The organism is Nonomuraea angiospora (assembly GCF_014873145.1).
In the GTDB taxonomy this organism is placed as follows: Bacteria; Actinomycetota; Actinomycetes; order Streptosporangiales; family Streptosporangiaceae; genus Nonomuraea; species Nonomuraea angiospora.
In genome coordinates, this window is record NZ_JADBEK010000001.1 from 4,507,177 (window position 1) to 4,523,411 (window position 16,235).

Annotated in this window: 19 protein-coding genes; 5 read left to right on the forward strand and 14 right to left on the reverse strand. The window is 69.6% G+C overall.

Going from position 1 to position 16,235, the window contains the following annotated elements; genetic code table 11:
• Nucleotides 1–2 precede the first annotated feature (2 nt).
• Nucleotides 3–1,403 carry a sugar porter family MFS transporter gene (locus H4W80_RS20365; protein ID WP_192786547.1) on the forward strand — a complete coding sequence of 467 codons (1,401 nt, stop codon included), beginning with the start codon at nucleotides 3–5 and terminating at the stop codon, nucleotides 1,401–1,403.
• Nucleotides 1,404–1,413: 10 nt separating this feature from the next.
• Nucleotides 1,414–1,914, forward strand: a complete 501-nt coding sequence (gene mug / locus H4W80_RS20370; RefSeq protein ID WP_318786961.1) for a G/U mismatch-specific DNA glycosylase — start codon at nucleotides 1,414–1,416, stop codon at nucleotides 1,912–1,914.
• Between the two features lie 41 nt (nucleotides 1,915–1,955).
• On the opposite strand, the gene H4W80_RS20375 is transcribed toward mug, so the two are convergent.
• The 4 genes from H4W80_RS20375 to H4W80_RS20390 all read right to left on the reverse strand — a co-directional run bounded on the left by H4W80_RS20375 (nucleotide 1,956) and on the right by H4W80_RS20390 (nucleotide 5,029).
• On the reverse strand, nucleotides 1,956–2,822 hold the full coding sequence (locus H4W80_RS20375) for a CAP domain-containing protein (RefSeq protein ID WP_192786548.1): 867 nt from the start codon (nucleotides 2,820–2,822) through the stop codon (nucleotides 1,956–1,958).
• A 669-nt stretch (nucleotides 2,823–3,491) separates the two neighbouring features.
• A complete protein-coding gene (locus H4W80_RS20380) occupies nucleotides 3,492–4,166 on the reverse strand; it encodes a permease-like cell division protein FtsX (RefSeq protein WP_192786549.1) in 675 nt (224 codons plus the stop codon).
• A complete protein-coding gene (locus tag H4W80_RS20385) occupies nucleotides 4,163–4,666 on the reverse strand; it encodes an RNA polymerase sigma factor (protein ID WP_192786550.1) in 504 nt (167 codons plus the stop codon). Before H4W80_RS20385 ends, H4W80_RS20380 begins: the two co-directional genes overlap by 4 nt.
• Before the next feature lie 180 nt (nucleotides 4,667–4,846).
• Nucleotides 4,847–5,029 (reverse strand): hypothetical protein, encoded by a 183-nt coding sequence (locus H4W80_RS20390; protein ID WP_192786551.1) that lies wholly within the window; start codon nucleotides 5,027–5,029, stop codon nucleotides 4,847–4,849.
• Nucleotides 5,030–5,324: 295 nt separating this feature from the next.
• Here H4W80_RS20390 and H4W80_RS62785 point away from each other — a divergent pair, with 295 nt between their 5' ends.
• Complete coding sequence (locus H4W80_RS62785; protein WP_264085993.1) at nucleotides 5,325–5,453, forward strand: hypothetical protein; 129 nt, start codon at nucleotides 5,325–5,327, stop codon at nucleotides 5,451–5,453.
• 121 nt (nucleotides 5,454–5,574) lie between these two features.
• On the opposite strand, the gene H4W80_RS20395 is transcribed toward H4W80_RS62785, so the two are convergent.
• Together H4W80_RS20395 and H4W80_RS20400 are read right to left on the reverse strand one after the other, a co-directional pair.
• The gene (locus H4W80_RS20395) at nucleotides 5,575–6,825 is read right to left on the reverse strand and encodes a class I SAM-dependent RNA methyltransferase (protein ID WP_318786962.1); all 1,251 of its coding nucleotides are present in this window, start codon (nucleotides 6,823–6,825) and stop codon (nucleotides 5,575–5,577) included.
• Nucleotides 6,826–6,834: 9 nt separating this feature from the next.
• Nucleotides 6,835–8,877: an APC family permease gene (locus H4W80_RS20400; RefSeq protein ID WP_192786552.1), complete on the reverse strand. Its 2,043-nt coding sequence runs from the start codon at nucleotides 8,875–8,877 to the stop codon at nucleotides 6,835–6,837.
• A 102-nt stretch (nucleotides 8,878–8,979) separates the two neighbouring features.
• On the opposite strand from H4W80_RS20400, the gene H4W80_RS20405 reads away from it, so the two are divergent.
• Together H4W80_RS20405 and H4W80_RS20410 are read left to right on the forward strand one after the other, a co-directional pair.
• Complete coding sequence (locus H4W80_RS20405) at nucleotides 8,980–9,645, forward strand: potassium channel family protein (RefSeq protein ID WP_192786553.1); 666 nt, start codon at nucleotides 8,980–8,982, stop codon at nucleotides 9,643–9,645.
• Complete coding sequence (locus tag H4W80_RS20410; protein WP_185077843.1) at nucleotides 9,645–10,304, forward strand: potassium channel family protein; 660 nt, start codon at nucleotides 9,645–9,647, stop codon at nucleotides 10,302–10,304. The genes H4W80_RS20405 and H4W80_RS20410 overlap by 1 nt, the downstream gene beginning before the upstream one ends.
• A gap of 347 nt (nucleotides 10,305–10,651) precedes the next feature.
• Here H4W80_RS20410 and H4W80_RS20415 read toward each other — a convergent pair whose 3' ends face one another.
• The 8 genes from H4W80_RS20415 to H4W80_RS20445 all read right to left on the reverse strand — a co-directional run bounded on the left by H4W80_RS20415 (nucleotide 10,652) and on the right by H4W80_RS20445 (nucleotide 16,187).
• Nucleotides 10,652–10,867 (reverse strand): hypothetical protein, encoded by a 216-nt coding sequence (locus tag H4W80_RS20415; RefSeq protein ID WP_192786554.1) that lies wholly within the window; start codon nucleotides 10,865–10,867, stop codon nucleotides 10,652–10,654.
• Between the two features lie 135 nt (nucleotides 10,868–11,002).
• Nucleotides 11,003–11,674, reverse strand: coding sequence for a DUF3159 domain-containing protein (locus H4W80_RS20420; protein ID WP_318786963.1), 672 nt, complete (start codon nucleotides 11,672–11,674; stop codon nucleotides 11,003–11,005).
• Between the two features lie 3 nt (nucleotides 11,675–11,677).
• Entirely contained in the window at nucleotides 11,678–11,884 is a 207-nt protein-coding gene (locus H4W80_RS64920; protein ID WP_225289212.1) for an OB-fold nucleic acid binding domain-containing protein, read from the reverse strand.
• Nucleotides 11,885–12,103: 219 nt separating this feature from the next.
• Nucleotides 12,104–12,742: a DUF3710 domain-containing protein gene (locus tag H4W80_RS20430; protein WP_192786555.1), complete on the reverse strand. Its 639-nt coding sequence runs from the start codon at nucleotides 12,740–12,742 to the stop codon at nucleotides 12,104–12,106.
• 45 nt (nucleotides 12,743–12,787) lie between these two features.
• The gene (gene dut, locus H4W80_RS20435; RefSeq protein WP_192786556.1) at nucleotides 12,788–13,228 is read right to left on the reverse strand and encodes a dUTP diphosphatase; all 441 of its coding nucleotides are present in this window, start codon (nucleotides 13,226–13,228) and stop codon (nucleotides 12,788–12,790) included.
• Between the two features lie 4 nt (nucleotides 13,229–13,232).
• Nucleotides 13,233–13,361, reverse strand: a complete 129-nt coding sequence (locus H4W80_RS62790) for a hypothetical protein (protein ID WP_264085994.1) — start codon at nucleotides 13,359–13,361, stop codon at nucleotides 13,233–13,235.
• 99 nt (nucleotides 13,362–13,460) lie between these two features.
• Nucleotides 13,461–14,696 carry an AI-2E family transporter gene (locus tag H4W80_RS20440; protein WP_318786964.1) on the reverse strand — a complete coding sequence of 412 codons (1,236 nt, stop codon included), beginning with the start codon at nucleotides 14,694–14,696 and terminating at the stop codon, nucleotides 13,461–13,463.
• 258 nt (nucleotides 14,697–14,954) lie between these two features.
• Nucleotides 14,955–16,187 (reverse strand): MFS transporter, encoded by a 1,233-nt coding sequence (locus tag H4W80_RS20445; RefSeq protein ID WP_192786557.1) that lies wholly within the window; start codon nucleotides 16,185–16,187, stop codon nucleotides 14,955–14,957.
• Nucleotides 16,188–16,235: the final 48 nt, after the last annotated feature.

Here is a 16,235-nt window from a genome sequence, read left to right on the forward strand (position 1 = left end):
GCATGGCAACGAAGTACGCGCACCACGAGCACCTCGGCCACGTCGTCTTCATCACCGCGGCCGCGGCCATCGGGGGGTTCCTGTTCGGCTACGACAGCGCCGTGATCAACGGCGCCGTCGTCGGCATCCGGAAGTACTTCCACGTGGGGCCGGTCGAGATCGGGTTCGTGGTGGCCATCGCGCTGCTCGGGTCCGCCGTGGGGGCGTGGGCGGGCGGCGGGCTGGCCGACCGGCTGGGGCGTACCAGGACGATGCAGGTGGCGGCGCTGCTGTTCGCGGTCAGCTCGATCGGTCAGATGCTGCCGTTCGCCATCTGGGACCTCGCGTTCTGGCGCGTGATCGCGGGCTTCGCGATCGGCATGGCGTCGGTGATCGGGCCCGCGTACATCGCCGAGGTGGCCCCGCCCGCCTACCGGGGGCGGCTGGGCTCGTTCCAGCAGCTGGCGATCGTGCTCGGCATCGCGGTCTCGCAGCTCGTCGACTTCCTGATCGTCCAGCTGGCCGGCGGCAACGTGAACAACCCCCTCTGGGGCCTGCAGGCGTGGCAGTGGATGCTGGGCGCCTGCGTCGTGCCCGCCCTGTTCTACCTGACGTTCGCGCTGATCATCCCCGAGTCGCCGCGCTACCTGATCATGTCGGGGCGCACCAGGAGGGCCCGCGAGGTGCTGGCCGAGATCGAGCCCGAGGACACCGACATCGAGGCCCACATCGCGGAGATCCAGCACGTGCTGCGCACCCAGCGGGTGCCGGGGCTGAAGGACCTGCGCGGGCCCGCGCTCGGGCTGCTGCCGATCGTCTGGATCGGGATCGGCCTGTCGGTCTTCCAGCAGTTGGTGGGCATCAACGTGATCTTCTACTACTCGTCCGTGCTGTGGCAGTCGGTCGGCATCAACCAGAGCGCCTCGCTGCTGATCAGCTTCTCCAGCTCGATGATCAACATCGTGGGCACGTTCATCGCGATCTCGCTGGTGGACAGGATCGGGCGCAAGCCGCTGCTGCTGATCGGCTCCGCGGGCATGGCGGTCTCGCTGGCCACCGCGGCGTGGGCGTTCAGCGCGGCCAGGACGGTGGGCAGGACGGTCACGCTGCCGGACCCGCAGGGGCTGATCGCGCTCGTGGCGGCCAACGTGTTCGTGCTGTTCTTCGCCCTGTCCTGGGGTGTGGTGGTCTGGGTGCTCCTGGGGGAGATGTTCCCGAACCGCATCCGCGCCGCCGCCCTGGGCATCTCCGCCGGGGCCCAGTGGATCGCGAACTGGGCGATCACGGTGACGTTCCCGGCGCTGGCGGCCTGGAACCTGCCGCTCACCTACGCCATGTACACGTTCTTCGCGGTGCTGTCGTTCCTGTTCGTCGTCAGGTGGGTGCGCGAGACCAAGGGCCGCAAACTCGAAGACATGGGCTAATCTCCGGCACGTGATCGACGACGTCCTGGCCCCCAAGCTCGACGTGCTGTTCTGCGGCATCAATCCCGGCCTCATGTCCGAGGCCACCGGCCACCACTTCGCCCGGCCCGGCAACCGCTTCTGGCCGGCGCTGCACCTGTCCGGCTTCACCCCGCGCCTGCTGGCCCCCGCCGAGCAGCACCTCCTCCCCTCGTACGGGCTGGGCATCACGAACATCGTCGCCCGCCCGAGCGCCAAGGCGTCGGAGCTGACCAAGGAGGAGCTGGTCGAGAGCGGCCAGGCCCTGGCCGCGAAGGTGGCGGCCGCTGAGCCGGCGATCCTCGCGGTGCTGGGGATCTCGGCGTACCGCGCGGCCTTCGCCCGTCCCAAGGCCCGCATCGGCCCCCAGGAGGAGCTCGTCGGTGGGGCCAGGGTGTGGGTGCTGCCCAACCCGAGCGGATTGAACGCCCACTGGACCCTGGCCACCATCGCCGACGAGATGGGCCGACTGCGCGGCTACCTGGCCTCCTAGCTCGACCTACTGGCTCGACCTACTGGCTCGACCTGCTTGGCCTACTTGGCCGCGAAGTCCTGGGTCCAGTAGATCCGGCCCTGGGAGTTCTTGGCCACACCGACGCCGATCAGGTTGTACCGGCAGTTCATGATGTTGGCCCGGTGGCCCGCGCTGTTCATCCAGCCCTCGACCACGGAGGCCGGGGAGGGCTGGCCGAAGGCGATGTTCTCGGCGAAGGCGTTGCCTCCGCTGAAGCCGGCGGCCCGGATGCGGTCCATGAAGCTGCGGCCGTCCTTGGAGGTGTGGTCGAAGTAGCCCTGCTTCGCCATGTCGTCGGAGTGGCCGAACGCGGCGGCGCGCAGCTGCGGGTCGTGCTTGAGCGGCTGGCAGCCGCCCTTGGCCCGCTCGGCATTGGTCAGCCTGAGGACTTCGTTCTCCTCGGCCGTGCCGACCGCCCCTCCGGACGCCGGGGGCGGCGCGGAGGGCGTCGGGGTCGACGTGCCGGTGGGAGTGGGGGTGGTGGGGGTGGGTGTCGGCGTGCTGTCAGGGGTGCAGGTCAGCCGGATGGCCCGGGACTTGGCGGTGCCGCCGCGATAGTCGGTCGCGACCGCGTAGTAGGTGCCCGGTTTGCAGGCGAGTGTCAGGGTGATGCGGCCGTCCTTGGAGGCCCCGCTCTTGACGACGGGGTCGGGGCCAGGGACGGCGCGCTTGATACGGATGCGCAAGAGTGCGGTGTCGTCGCAGTTACGCCGGGTGGCGAACGACTTGATCTTCAATGCGTTGGTGAGGCTGGGCTTGGCCACGTTCACGCGGCACGAAGCCTTCGCCTCAGCCGAGCTCTGCGCCGCGGCCTCGGCCGCACTGATCGGCGCGCAGAGCACCGCCAGGCCGATGAGCCCGGCAAATACCCCAATGGGTCTACGCATAGGGGATTCCCTCCAGTTGCCATAGACGCTGGATGGCAAGGCATTCTGTCGGGAACGAGACCGACTTGTCACTCAATTGCGACATAAATCTCGAAACTCAGGTAAACCAGAGTGCCACCTGAGGCGTCCGTGCCCCCGCCGCCGCGGGCCCGAAACCCCTGTCCCGCCGGGCTTTGCGCACCCCTGGCCCCCGTGGGAGCCACCTGGAGATACGCGGAGGATCGCTTGGGGGTTCACGAAGAAGCCCGGCGCATCCGGCACGACCGCCCCCGCATCCGACGGCCGCGATCTTCGACGGGCTGACGCGAGCAGTGATCAGGCCGCCCGCGCCCGCACCCGCGCCTGGCCGGCTATTCGGCGTTGATGCCGCGCACCGGCGGCGCGATCTGCGCGCAGAGCGGGACATCGTTCTGGGCGCAATCCGCGAAAGAAATCGCCCAGTTTAGGGGCATATGGCACACTTTCGCGGTGACCTCAGAGACGACACCACCTACTCATCGCCACGGCGATGAACCTCACCAGGCTCGGCGCCTGGCTGACCGGAACGCCTCTGACCCGACCCTCAGCTCTCACTTCGCCGCTCTGCGTCCAGCAGCATGATGCGTGGGGGTTTCGTCTTGTCTGCTCCCGGGAGGTGAAGGCCGCACGGCAAGCGCAGTGAGGACGGCTTCACTCTGCAGGCCGGCTTGTGGATAGCGGCGGCATCTGCGGAGGGGGAACCTGTTCGAAGGCGTTCGAGACCCCGGGCATGCTTTTCGCCTTTCTGATCACTGGACTGTTGTCCGCGCCGGGCTCCATGGTGACGAGAAACGACTCGCTCATGTCTTTGATCCCTACGCCCGTCATTTGAGGAGCGAATTTACGGAATCTGGCGAGTGCGGCGGCCTGGTCCTCGAAGGTGACGCTCACGACCCCTGGTAGTTTGCCCAGCGTTCGCTCGACGTCCGCCTTTTGCTGTTCGGTGATCGCTGTAGCCCTGCCCGGCGGATCGGCCATGATGCCTCCGCACGCGGGCCATGGATCGTCCTGCTTGCACAGAAAGACCCTGATTCCCGGCCCTTTCGAGCTCATCAGAACGAACTGGTGCAGGCTCGACGCCCTGACGTCGTGATCCGTTGCGGCACTGTGATCCGGTGACGGGGTACCGCTGGATGTCAGTGCGACCGCGGCCACGATGCCGGCGAGGGCGACAGGTGCGGCCACGGCCACAAACCGCACCCGGAGGGAGAAGCCGCGACGGCGACGGGTGGAGAAGGCGCGTGCGAGGTCGGCGTCGCGGCGGCGCTGGTAAGCGTCCTCGGTGTTGGGGCGCAAGGAGGTGATCAGGCCGTTGAGGTCGTTCATGACTGCTCCAGGAACGTGGGCTGGGTGAGGTCGAGCGCGTCGGTGAGACGGCGACGGGCGCGGTGCAGCCGTACGTTGAAGGTGCGAGCCGAGCAACCGGCGATCTTCGCGGCCTCGGCCGGGGTGAGGCCGTACCAGCTGGCCAGCAGCACGGCCTCGGCATCGAGTTCGGATAGTTCTGCCAGCGCTGCAAGCGCCGCCTGCCGCGCAGCCACCTGCTCGGCCACGTCGTCGGCAGGGGCAAGTTCGGCGAGCCGCGCGACCAGGTTGTGCCTGCGCGCACTGGTGCGACGTTGCGTCCGTACCAAGTTGCGAGCCACGCCGAGCAGCCACGGCAGCGGCGGCTCCGGCAGGCGGCTGAGTTTTCGCCACGCGATCACAAAGGTCTCGCTGGCGATGTCCTCGGCCGTCTCCTGATCGGCTCGCAGCAGCACGTAGCTGAGCACGCTGCGGTAGTGCTCCTCATACAGCGCGGTGAGTCGCGCTTGTGAATCGTCCACGCCTGGTAATGACCTCAACAGCCCCTTGATTACCTGTCCGGGGAGAAATGATCTCTATGATCCACTCCCAACGTTCTTCGTATGTGTGATCTCAGCGGTGAAACCGGGCCAGGCGCACGTCCCCCGACACGTGATACGCCCCGTGGTCACAGTGGTGATCACGGGCCGCTTCCGTCTTGTCTACTTCGCCAACAAGGCCGAGGAGCGGGGCCGTTTGCCCCGTGCCTGGATCGTGGCACAGCGCGTGCCGGCAGGAAGGACCACGCGCCCTCGGTAGTCGCCGATCTTGTTGACGAGAAGGCCCTTGGTCCGGCCGTGATTGCCGAGTGCCCAGACGATCAGGTTGGACTCGATGCTGACCACGTCGTCGCCCTCCCCTCTGTAGGTGGTGGCGGATGCCGTTGTTTGTGCGTTGGCGGGGGCCGGCGCTGAGGTGAGGAACGCTCCAGCGTTGTGTGGCTCCTGGGAGTAGGGATGTGGACGGGGTGAGACGCCCAGAAGGGAGCGATGGAGTACGACGACGGCGGCGGGGCTTACTTATGCCGGGTCCTCCTATTGCTTCCGGCCGGCGAGCAGGTCCGCCAGCGCTCTGACAACGAGGGCGAACCAGAGCGCGCCGTAGTCCGCGTCGCCCATCGCCGCCTCGCCTCAAGATCCGGTGCTGCTGGCGGTCATCGAGGAGTTCGGCGACGCGAAGGCCATCAAGGGCCTCAGAGACGAGGGGAAGATCTACGCCCGGCCCGACTTCGGCTCGTTCGTGGGCCCGGAGCCGGACGACGAGAATTGATCGACCGCCCTCGACGAACACGCCCCGTCACCGGTTTCGGTGGCGGGGCGTTTCATGATCTTGGAGTCAGGGACACCCTGAGACGCATTTCAGTTGTCCCGCTGCTGGTCAGAGCCGTGATCTACGCCTTGGCCAGCAGGGCCACGCACTCCACGTGGTGGGTCATCGGGAAGGCGTCGAAGGCCCGCAGGTCGGAGAGCGGGTAACCGAGCTCCGCCAGCCAGGCCAGGTCCCGCGCCAGCGTGGCCGGGTCGCAGGAGACGTACACGATCCGCTGCGCGTCCAGCGAGGCGATCCGCTCCACCACCTCGCGCCCCAGCCCCGAACGGGGCGGGTCGACGACCACGAGGTCGGCGCGTTCGATCTGGAAGCGGTCCAGCGCCTCCTCGACCCTTCCCCGCTCCACCCGGGCCTGCGGCAGGTCGCGGAGGTTGGCGCGGGCGTCGCGGACGGCGGCCGCCTCCGACTCCAGCCCGAACACCGCTCCCTCGGCCCCCACGGCCTCCGCCAGCCCGGCGGCGAACAGCCCCACCCCGCAGTAGAGGTCGAGCGCCCACTCCCCCGGCTCCGGGGCCGCGTAGGCCAGCACCGCGTCCAGCAGCGTCTCGGCGGCGCCCGGGTGGACCTGCCAGAATCCGCTGCCCGCCACCCGGAAGCCGCGGTCGCCGACCTGCTCGTGCAGCACCCCCGAGCCGCGGCGCGGCACCGTGCGGCCCTTGCCCTGGTCGAGGAGGATCGAGGCGGGCGCTTCCAGCTCGGGCACGGTGACGCTGCGGCGCGGCCTGGGCGAGACGACCACGGCCCGGTCGCCGGAGGAGGACGCGATGACCTCGACGCCGGCCGCGCCCGGCCAGGAATGCTGCTCCGCCCCGACCGCCTCCACCTCCGGGTGGGCGATCAGGCAGGCGTCCACGACCTCGATGTCGTGCGAACGATGCCGGCGGAAGCCCAGCTCACCACCGGGCCGGGCGGCGAACTGCACGCGGGTGCGCCAGCCGAGCCCGTCCTTGGCGCCCGGCACCTCCTCCACCACGACCTCGCGCGACAGGCCCGCGAGCCGCTTGAGCTGCTCGGCCACCACCTGCCCCTTGAGCCGCCGCTGCGCCTCGAGCGTGGCGTGCTGCCAGTCGCAGCCGCCGCACCGCCCAGGGCCGGCGTACGGGCACGGCGGGACGACGCGGTCGGGCGAGGGCTCCAGGATCTCCACGGCGTCGGCACGCAGGAACCTGGTGGTCTCCTCGGTGACGTCGGCGATCACCCGCTCACCTGGCAAGGCGTGGCGTACGAACACCACGCGCCCTTCGTGGCGCGCCACGCACCAGCCGCCGTGCGCGACCGGACCTACCGTCAGCTCGAGAGATGCCTGTTCCACAGGGACACCCTATGCCCGAGCCTGCTCTCCGTCTTTGACGGTCTGGTCCCAGGGGCGGCGCACCGAGCCCGGCGCGAACGGTTCCGGCCTGCCCTTGAGGCGGTCGGAGGAGTGCAGCTGCCAGGGCACGCTCGTCACCATGACCCCCGGCTTGAACAGCAGCCTCGCCTTCAGCCTGAGCGCGCTCTGGTTGTGCAGCGCGTGCTCCCACCAGTGGCCGACCACGTACTCGGGGATGAACACGGTCACCACATCGCGCGGCGAGCGCCGCCGCAGGGTCTTGACGTAGTCGAGGATGGGCTGCGTGATCTCGCGGTACGGCGAGTCGAGCATCTTGAGCGGCACCGGGATGCCCCGCCGCTCCCACTCCTCCTGCAGCTTGCGCGCGTCCTCGCCCTCGACGCCCACCGTGATGGCCTCCAGCGTGGACGGCCTGGTGGCGCGGGCGTAGGCCAGCGCGCGCATGGTCGGCTTGTGCAGCTTGGAGACGAGCACGATCGCGTGGTTGCGCGCGGGCAGCATGGTCGGCTCGTACTCCTCGCTGATCTCCAGCTCGGCCGCCACGTTGTCGTAGTGGCGCCTGATGCCCTTCATCATGAGGAACAGGATCGGCATCGCGATGCACACGATCCACGCCCCGACCAGGAACTTCGTCAGCAGCACGACCACCAGCACGAGCCCCGTCATGATCCCGCCGAAGAAGTTGATCACGCGGGAGCGGTGCATCTGGTGGCGCACCTTGGGGTCGGTCTCGGTCTTCAGGTGGCGGGTCCAGTGGATGACCATGCCGATCTGGCTGAGCGTGAACGAGACGAAGACGCCGACGATGTAGAGGTTCAGCAGGCGGCTGACGTCGGCCTGGAACCCCCACAGCAGCAGGCACGCGCCGAGCGCGAGGATGATGATGCCGTTGGAGAAGGCCAGCCGGTCGCCGCGGGTGTGGAGCTGGCGCGGCAGGTAACGGTCCTGCGCCAGGATGGAGCCGAGCACCGGGAAGCCGTTGAAGGCCGTGTTGGCGGCCAGGAAGAGGATCAGGGCGGTCACCGCCGAGATCACCACGAACGGCAGCGACCCCCCGCCGAACACCGCGTCGGCCACCTGGGAGATGATCGGCTGCTGGTAGTAGCCGGGGCCGACGGGGTTGCCGTTGGGCAGGTGCAGGTCGGTGGCGACCACGGACGGCTCGGCGATCTTCACGCCCGACGCGAGGCCGAGCGCGATGATGCCGCCGAACATGGTGATCGCGACCAGGCCCATCATCAGCAGCGTGGTGGCGGCGTTCTTGCTCTTGGGCTTTCTGAAGGCGGGCACGCCGTTGCTGATGGCCTCGACGCCCGTCAGGGCGGCGCAGCCGGAGGAGAACGCGCGCAGGATCAGGAACGCGGCGGCGAAGGCGGTCAGGTTGGTCTGCTCGGCCTCGATGGTGAAGTGGGCGCTCGGCGCCTGGAGCTGCTCACCGAGCACCAGCAGCCGGAACCCGCCCCAGCCGATGAGGAGCAGCACGGCGATCATGAACGCGTACGTGGGGACGGCGAAGGCGGCGCCGGACTCGCGGATGCCGCGCAGGTTGATCACCGTGAGCAGGATCACGATGGCGATGGCGATGGCGGGTTTGTGCTGCCCCACGAACGGGATCGTGGCGCCGACGTAGTCGACGCCGTTGGCGACGGACACCGCGACCGTGAGCACGTAGTCGACCATGAGCGCGCTGGCGACGGTGAGCCCGGCGTTCTTGCCGAGGTTGGTGGTCGCGACCTCGTAGTCCCCGCCGCCGCTCGGATAGGCGTGCACGTTCTGCCGGTACGACGCCACGACGGTGAGCATCACGACCACGACGGCGACCGCGACCCAGGGACTGTAGGTGTAGAAGGAGACTCCGGCCAACGACAGGATGACCAGAATCTCTTGTGGCGCATACGCCACAGAAGAGAGCGCGTCACTCGCGAAAACCGGCAGTGCTATCCGTTTTGGGAGGAGTTGCTCGTGAAGCTGCCCGCTACGCAGGGCGCGCCCCACGAGCAAGCGTTTGACAAGATCCGTTACCTTCGCCACGTAACGAGATGCTAGCCCCATGCGGAGGCCTTAAACGAGGCGCTCCCCCCTCGGGCCATACTGGTGTCCAGCAATGGGCCGACCGCGAAAGTGCGGGGGGAAATGCATATAGTGATCATGGGGTGTGGCCGGGTCGGTTCGACTCTCGCTCATATCCTCGAGGACAGCGGCCATTCCGTCGCCATCATCGACCGCGACCCGCAGGCGTTCCGGCGGCTTCGCGCCGGGTTCCGAGGGCGGCGGGTGACGGGCGTGGGCTTCGATCGCGACGTGCTCACCGAGGCCGGCATCGAGTCCGCCGCCGCGTACGTCGCGGTCTCCAGCGGCGACAACTCCAACATCATCTCCGCCCGAGTGGCCCGCGAGACGTTCGGCGTGGACAATGTGGTCGCCCGCATCTACGACCCTCGCCGCGCCGAGGTCTACCAGCGGCTCGGCATCCCCACGGTGGCGACCGTACGGTGGACGGCCGACCAGATCCTGCGCCGCATCCTCCCCGAGGGCGCCGAGCCGCTCTGGCGCGACCCGACGGGCACGATCATCCTGGCCGAGGTCACCGCCAACCCCGAGTGGATCGGCACCCGCGTCGTCGACCTCGAGCACCGCGCCAGGGCGCGCGTGGCCTTCATCAACCGCATGGGCGAGGCCCTGACCATCACGGAGGACACCGTGGTGCAGGAGGGCGACGTGCTCCACGTCATCGCCGCGGAGAACGACATGGACCGGATCAACAAGGTGCTCGCCGCGGCACCGGAAGAGGACGAGTGATGCGCGTCGCCATCGCCGGAGCGGGCGCCGTGGGCCGCTCCATCGCGGCCGAGCTCCTGGAGAACGGCCACGAGGTCCTGCTCATCGACGTGGACCCCCGGGCCATCAAGATCGACAGCGTGCCGCGCGCCGAATGGCTCCTCGCCGACGCCTGCGAGATCGCCTCCCTCGACGAGGCCGGGCTCAGCAACTGCCACGTCGTGGTCGCCTCCTCCGGCGACGACAAGGTCAACCTGGTGGTCTCGCTGCTGGCCAAGACCGAGTACGGCGTTCCGCGCGTGGTGGCCCGCATCAACCACCCCAACAACGAGTGGCTCTTCAACGAGTCCTGGGGCGTCGACGTGGCCGTCTCGACCCCGCGCCTGCTGAGCGCCCTGGTGGAGGAGGCGGTCAGCGTCGGCGACCTCGTCCGCCTGATGACCTTCCGCCAGGGCCAGGCCAACCTCGTGGAGCTCACGCTGGCCGAGGACGCCCCGGTCGTGGGCCAGCGGGCCGGCTCGGTGCCGTGGCCGGTGGACTCCGCCCTGGTCGCGATCCTGCGGGAGGGCCGGGTCCTGGTGCCGACGGCGGACGATCCGCTGGAGGCGGGCGACGAGCTGCTGTTCGTCGCGAACCAGGAGGTGGAGCAGGAGCTCGCCCACCTGCTCTCCCAGCACTAGCCCGCAAGGCGAGGCCCTCGCACCCGGAGCGCTTCGCGCCATGCGGGCGCTCAGGCCCTGCCTCCCAGGGCTCCGCCCCTTCGACCCCGCGACGGCGAGGCCCTCGCCTCAAGGCGCGCCACGCGCGACGAGAGCTCGGGCAGCGCCCTGCGGGGCGCAGGCCCACACCCCAGACCGGTCCCACTCACCATGGCGCACGCCCTCGGGGAGCCAGGGCTGCCGCGGCAAGTCGCCCCCGTCTCATCGACGCCGCCGAAGTTCTGGCCCTCGGACCGTGACCCATGAGCAAGAAACACGAAGACCCCTCGCCCCAACGAGCGAGAGGTCTTTCCGAGCGGAAGCGGCGCTCAGTCGAAGGTCAGCCGGAGACGCGGGTCGGACGGGTCGACGCAGTGTGCGGTGATCTTCATGGGCAGCACGATGAAGCCTTCGTCCAGCCACTCCAGGTACCGTTCGCACAGAGCCTCTTCCGGCCCCTTCCAGTCGTCGGCCACCGCAGGCCCGGCTGACAGGAGCATGGCGGCAGCGGCCGTGGCCAGAGCGGTGACGGCGCGTATGTACATGAGAGCCCCCGATTGGCTCGAAGTGATCGTTCGCCACACTTCGTACCCGCGCGCGTGGATCGGCTTGTCAAGGAAACGATCCGGAGATCTTTACCAGGGCGGCTCGGCCGGATGGCGGCCGAGCCGGGCCGATCGTCAGGCCGGGGCCACCGGGGGCTTGATCGGGGTGCGGCCGCGGCCGAGGACCCAGAGCATGGCGCCGAGGGCGGCCACCTGGAGCGGCCAGCCCATGGCGATCTTGGCCACGCCGAGGGCGGCGACCGCCTCGTTGCCGCCGCCGAACCAGTAGACCGGCCCCTGCACGGCCACCCGGACCGCGCACGGCAGCAGGAGCAGCCAGGTCAGCCGGGTGCACAGCTTCACGATGCCCGGGTCCTTGTGCCAGGCGGTCGGGTCGCCCGTGACCGAGCCGATCAGGAAGCCCACCACCGGCCACCGGGTGACGATGGACAGCAGCATCGCCACCATGTAGCCGGCGTTCCACAGGATGCCGGGCAGGAAGTAGTCCTTCGCGTCGCCGGTGCGGCTGGCGAAGAACGCGCCGATCGCGATGCCGATCAGGCTGTTGATCACGAACTGCGGCGTGGACCGCTGCACGATCCTGACCAGCAGCAGCACCACCGCGATCGAGACGCTCACGATGAGCGACAGCTTCAGCTCCTCGGTGGTGACCCAGCACACCGTGAAGGCGATCGTGGGGATCGCCGCCTCGATGATGCCGCGCACCCCGCCGAACGCCTTGGCGAGCTGGGCTCGCACCGCCGCCTCAACGGTGTCGTGGGCGACCTCTTCCGCCTCAGCACTCACGTGTCAACTCCCTGGGCGCAGCTCGTAACGCGGATTGAACATCACCTTGCGTCCGTCCTGCATGCTGACCAGGCCCTCGGCTTTGACCGTGCGGCCGGGCTCGATGCCCGCGATCTTGCGGCGGCCGAGCCAGACCAGGTCGATCACGTCGGACCCGTCGTAGAGCTCGGCCTCGAGGGCGGGGGCGCCGCCTCTCGGACGGAGTGTCACCGTACGTAGCGTACCCGCCACGCAGAAGCGCCGGCGGCCGCCACACGACACGATGGGGGTGGCACCCACCTCGTCGGCGTCTTCTCGCAGTTCCTGGGCCTCGATCTCGGACTGGGGTGAGGCCAGCCGACTGAAGAAGCCGCGCAATCCCCCGCGTTTCGGAGGCTCTGCCGTACTCATGATGAATCAGCCTATGTGATGTCGGCGCGATGTCAGCCCTCAGCGAATCTCGCTGATTTCGGGCCCCCGTTTGAACGGGTTGAGGCCGGGCCGCTCGTCCGCCTGCTCGCCTGGTTGTTCGTTGGGGCGGCGCAGCGGGATGGGCTCCTCGCGGGCCATCGGATCGCCGCCCCGGACCACCACGACGTCCTTGACGAAGTCGATGTACGCCGCCGCCACGGCCTCGTCGAGCGCCGCCTTGCCGGAGATCACCGCGAGCAGGAACCAGCGGGGCCCGTCGATGCCGAGATATCGGGCGGGACGGGAGCCGTCCTCGACCTTCATCTCGCCCCTCAGCTCACTGCCGAACGGGCCCTCCCGCTCCTCCAGATGCTGCGCCTGGGCCAGGATCTTGGTCTTGACCTCGTCCCACAGGCCCGAGCTGCGCGGTGCGGCCAGGGCCTGGAGCTGCAGCGAGCTCTCCTCGTAGAGCACGACGACACCGACGTGCTGGTCTCCGACGGAGGCCAGCCGCACGTCGAAGTCGGGGTTGTGCGGCAGCCGCAGGCCGCCCAGGTCGATCCTGTCGGTCTCCGGGTGGGGCTCGTCGGCGTCCCACGGGCCGGAATCTCGCGCAGGGGCGGCAGCATCCTGCTCGACGACCTGCTCCGACTGCTCACGACGACGACGTCGGAACACGTTCCTCACTCTCCTCGCTCGCGGGCCGTCAGCGCGGCCCGATGATCATCGTCCTGTCGATCCGAACCCGTTGGCGCCGCGCACCGAACCCGGCAGGCGCTCCACCTCGTGGAACGCCGCGCGCTCGACCCGCTGGACCACGAGCTGGGCCACCCGGTCGCCCCGCTGGAGGCGGAACGGCTCCTTGGCATCGGTGTTGATCAGCGTCACCCTGATCTCGCCGCGGTAGCCCGCGTCCACCGTGCCCGGCGCGTTGACCAGCGTGACGCCGTGCTTGGCGGCCAGCCCGGACCTCGGGTGGACGAACGCGGCATAGCCGTCGGGCAGCGCGATCGCGACGCCCGTCCCGACCACGGCCCGCTCGCCGGGCAGCAGCTCGACGTCCTCGGCCGCGTAGAGGTCGGCGCCCGCGTCTCCCGCGTGGGCGTAGGACGGCGTCGGCAGCCCGGCGTCGAGCCGCTGGATGAGGACCTCTACGTTGCTCAAGGGTTCACCTCGTAGTCCCGGTGTTCTGTACGGTGGCGTGCTTGGCGAAGTGTCCCATGCTCACCTCGACGAACAGCGCCGCCGCGCGGACGCCGGCCGGACCGTCGGGGGCCGTTTCGCCCCTCAGCCTCAAGGTACGCCTTCCCGCCCGCGATGCCGTCGCACCCGGCACGCAAGTGGAGTGTCGTGCCCACGGGAGCGGAGAGGAGACAGGGAGTCACGGCTGACGAGGTTACTCGGTGTCCACCCGCCGGCCGTTGTCGCCCTTGCTCCCGGGCTCGGCGCCTTCGCCGCCGGGCTCCGCGCCGCGCGGTCCGGGCGCGTCGTCGCGCGGAGCGGCAGCGTCGCCGCGCGGGCGGGGAACCTCGCCGGGCCCCGTGTCCTCATCAGGACTGTGGCTGGGCGGTGGCAGGGCGGGTGGTTGGTGTCTGAGCTCGGGCAGCGCCCGGTAGATCACCGCCGCCACCGGCACGGCGACGGCGGCCCCCGCGATGCCGGCCAGGATGCCGCCGATGGCCAGCACCAGGATGATCGCCAGCGGATGGAAGTTGAGCGCCCGGCCCACGATCAGCGGCTGGAGCACGTGGTTTTCCAGCTGCTGCTCGACGATGAGGATGCCGAGGAAGATCAGCGCGTAGACGAGCCCCTTGGCGCCCAGCGTGACGAGGGTGGCGATCGTGCCGGCGAAGAAGATGCCGACGATGGGGATGAAGCTGGCGAAGAAGATCAGCACGGCCAGCGGCGCCCACAGCGGCACGCCCATGCCCGCCAGCACGATGCCCATGATCAGTCCGTGCACGGCGGCCACGGCCACGGTGCCCTGCACGTAGTGGGAGAGCGTGGCCCAGGCGGCCCGCCCGGCCCGGTCCACGCGCGGCGCGACGTTGCCGAACCCCCGCAGGACCCACGCCCAGATGCGATCGCCGTCCTTGAGCAGGAAGAACGTCACGAACAGCAGCAGCACGATGGACGCGAGCACCTCGAAGGCGACCGCGCCGGCCGACAGCACGGTGCCGGTGATGGCCGTGCGCTGCGCGTTGACCATGGTGGCGATCTCGTCGACGTAGCTCGTGATCTGCGCCTCTTTGAGGTGCAGAGGGCCGGTGATCAGCCAGTCCTGCACCGATCGGGCCGTCGCCTGCACCTGCTGGACGAGGTTGGGGAACTCGTCGCTGGCCCGCGCCCCCACCAGCCACCCGGTGCCGGTGAGCACGGCCAGGGCCACCAGCATGGTGATCCAGGTGGCGTAGATGGGCCGCATCCCCGCCTGGCGCAGGCTGTTGGTCAGCGGGAACAGCAGCGCGGTCAGCAGCAGCGCGATCGCCACGGGCAGCGCCACGAACGTGAGCCGGGCGATGACGAGGGCGAAGAAGTAGACCACCACGCCGACGAGGATCAGGCACGCGCACCACGCGGCCATCTTGGCCAGCACGGGCGGCACGAGCTTGGTTGGGCGGTCGGGCAGCACGTGTTCTAGACTGGCACGTCCGCGGCCCGGATGCGCGCCCATAAACCATGGGGCGGCTCACACTAGAGCAACGCGAAGGCCTCGCGACCAGCACAAGCCCACCTCGCCGAGATCGGGCCTGTGCAAGGGATGGACGGCGTGTCACCGTCGTGGTCATGAAGGCTGTGGTGGTCCTCGCCGTGCTCGTGTCGCGAGGGGCCTGTACGGCTCCTGGCACCCGACCGAGGAGGAGCGGGGCCAGGCTGAAGCAGATCTTCCCTACCGGAGTGTGTGACTGCTGACGGGCAGCTCGCGCATCGAGCGCAGGGGCGAGGTGACCAGTGGCAGGAACGCCAGGCAGGCCCCGGCCGCCGCGACCAGGAGCGTGTGCCGCACCCCGATGGCCCCGCCCAGCGCGCCGCCGAGCAGCCCGCCCAGCGGCAGCGTGCCCCAGACGAGGAAGCGCATGGTGGCGTTCACCCGCCCGAGCAGCGGATCGGGCGTGATGGCCTGGCGGAAGCTGAGCTGGGTGACGTTGTAGATCACCACCCCCGCCCCGACGCAGAACTCGTAGATCACGAACAGCCCCAGCCGCCAGTCGGCCGCCATCCATGGCAGCACGAACGTCAGCGGCGCGGGCACGGCTATGCCCAGCCACATCGCCGGCCCCTGTCCGAGCCACCTGACGACCCGGGCGTTGACCAGCGCGCCGACGATCCCGCCGAGGCCGCCCGAGGCCATGAGCAGGCCGATGGCGCCCGCGTCCAGGCCGAGCTCCCTGGCCAGGAGGAGCAGGACCATGGGCTGCGCCACGGAGACGAAGAAGTTCGCGGTGGCGGTGCAGGCGGCGATGCGGCGCAGCAGCCGGTGCCCGAGCACGAGGCGCACGCCTTCGGCGATCTCCCGGCCCAGGCCGGCCCGGCTGGGCTCCTGGCGGGGCTCGTGCCGGCGGATCGTGCCCAGGCACAGCGCCGACCAGGCGAACCCGGCCGCCGTGGCGGCCAGCGCGAACGGCGCGGTGAGCAGGTGGATCAGGTAGCCGCCCCCGCTCGGCCCGCCGACCTGGGCCACCGTACGCACGATCTCCAGCGTGGAGTTGCCCTCCACGAGCCGCTCGCGCTCGACCAGGCTGGGCAGGTAGCTCTGGTACGCGACGTCGAAGAAGACGGTGAACACGCCCAGCGCCAGCGCCACCGCGTACAGCTGGTGGATCGTCAGCACGTCCAGCCACCACGCGACCGGCACGGACGCAAGCGCCAGCGCCCTCGCCCAATCACTGACCACCATGACCACGCGCTTGCGCAGCCGGTCGACGAGGGCGCCGGCGGGGAGCCCGATCACCACGAACGCCAGCGTCTGGCACGCCGCCAGCAGGCCCACCTCGAACGCGGAGGCCCGCAGCGCCGACACGGCCACCAGCGGCAGCGCCAGCACCAGGAGCTGGCTGCCCGCCTGGCTGGCGACGTCGGCGAGGAACAACCGGCGGAAGTCGTGATCGCGTAACAGGCTCACCCGTCAGAGGATCCCCGACCGATTGAGAAAAATCAACCGGTTATAGGG

Excerpts from the sequence above, each read along its gene's own strand:
- H4W80_RS20375 (WP_192786548.1), bottom strand. The coding sequence starts at position 2,822 with ATGCGTAGACCCATTGGGGTATTTGCCGGGCTCATCGGCCTGGCGGTG.
- H4W80_RS20380 (WP_192786549.1), bottom strand. The coding sequence starts at position 4,166 with ATGAACGACCTCAACGGCCTGATCACCTCCTTGCGCCCCAACACCGAG.
- H4W80_RS20365 (WP_192786547.1), top strand. The coding sequence starts at position 3 with ATGGCAACGAAGTACGCGCACCACGAGCACCTCGGCCACGTCGTCTTC.
- H4W80_RS20405 (WP_192786553.1), top strand. The coding sequence starts at position 8,980 with ATGCATATAGTGATCATGGGGTGTGGCCGGGTCGGTTCGACTCTCGCT.
- H4W80_RS20415 (WP_192786554.1), bottom strand. The coding sequence starts at position 10,867 with ATGTACATACGCGCCGTCACCGCTCTGGCCACGGCCGCTGCCGCCATG.
- H4W80_RS20410 (WP_185077843.1), top strand. The coding sequence starts at position 9,645 with ATGCGCGTCGCCATCGCCGGAGCGGGCGCCGTGGGCCGCTCCATCGCG.